Raw genomic sequence first — 1,122 nt, 5'->3', positions numbered from 1 at the left:
GGGTGCCGGCGGCTGCCCTTGAAGACAGTCAGCGGCACGTGCCGACGTGCGCGGCTACGCGCGTCGAAGATGTCCCCAACGTTAAGGGCGACCAACTCGTGCTCGCGCAATCCCGAGGCCAGCGCGAGGCTGTAGAGGCAGTGGTCCCGGAACCCATCCCGGTGCAACCCCGTGGTGCGCAAGAGCAGCGCCACCTCCTTCTCCGTGAGGGTGCGGGGTGCGCGGGCGACAGCAGCATAGGCAGACATGGCGACTCCGTCGTGATGAGGACGCGGCCATGCACGCTCTGTCGCCCCGACAAGACAAGTCATTAGCCGCACGACCCATTGAATCCATCGCCGGGGCCACAAGCGGTCCTGGCCTCCCCCCACCTCGGCAGGAAGGAATCCCTGTGAATCAGCTTGTCGCGTTCAACTTCGAGTCGCACCACGTCCGCGTCGTCATGGACGAGCAAGGTGAGCCATGGTTCGTCGCCGCCGACGTCTGCGCGGCGCTCACCATCAACACCGAGCAGACACGTCGCCTCGGAGGCGACGAAAAGGGTCTGCGTACTGTGCAGACCCCTGGAGGCCAGCAGGAGATGACGGTCGTCAATGAGCCCGGCCTCTACGTGCTCACCTTCACGAGTCGCAAGCCCGAGGCTCGGCGCTTCAAGCACTGGGTGACCCACGAGGTGTTGCCCACCCTCCGAAAGACGGGCAGCTACACGGCGCCAGGCATTCCATCACCGCACCCACTCCCTGCGCTGCCCCCGCCGCTCCAAGTCCAGGTGCTGGCCCACCTGGAAGTGGCCAGGACGCTCGCCACCTTCGTTCCAGGGCTCAAGCCGGAGCTGGCAGCAGCCTGTGCCCTCGACGCCATCCACCAAGACACGGGGCTGACGATGGAGCCCCATCGCAGGGGGCTGCCGGCCGCCGCCGAGCCACCCGCGCGGCTCAACGCCACGCAGCTCGGCCAGAAGCTGGGGCTGTCCGCCCGGAAGATGAACCTCCGCCTGGAGGCATGCGGACTCCAGCGGCGCAACGAGCGCGAAGAGTGGGAGCTGACGGACGCGGGCCGGGACTACGCCGAGGCCGTCCCCTTCAGCCGCAACGGCCATGCCGCCTACCAGCTCCTCTGGCG

Annotated in this window: 1 protein-coding gene and 1 pseudogene; one reads left to right on the top strand and one right to left on the bottom strand. The window is 67.7% G+C overall.

Going from position 1 to position 1,122, the window contains the following annotated elements; all coding sequences use genetic code 11:
- A pseudogene (locus FJV41_RS49245) lies at positions 1-248 on the bottom strand (tyrosine-type recombinase/integrase); the annotation flags it as partial.
- 143 nt (positions 249-391) lie between these two features.
- On the opposite strand from FJV41_RS49245, the gene FJV41_RS49240 reads away from it, so the two are divergent.
- Positions 392-1,122: BRO-N domain-containing protein (locus FJV41_RS49240; protein ID WP_141649523.1), on the top strand; the 731-nt coding region annotated here is incomplete at its 3' end.

The sequence above is a fragment of the Myxococcus llanfairpwllgwyngyllgogerychwyrndrobwllllantysiliogogogochensis genome (genome assembly GCF_006636215.1).
Taxonomy (GTDB): domain Bacteria; phylum Myxococcota; class Myxococcia; order Myxococcales; family Myxococcaceae; genus Myxococcus; species Myxococcus llanfairpwllgwyngyllgogerychwyrndrobwllllantysiliogogogochensis.
This window is presented reverse-complemented; position numbering and strand designations above follow the sequence as displayed.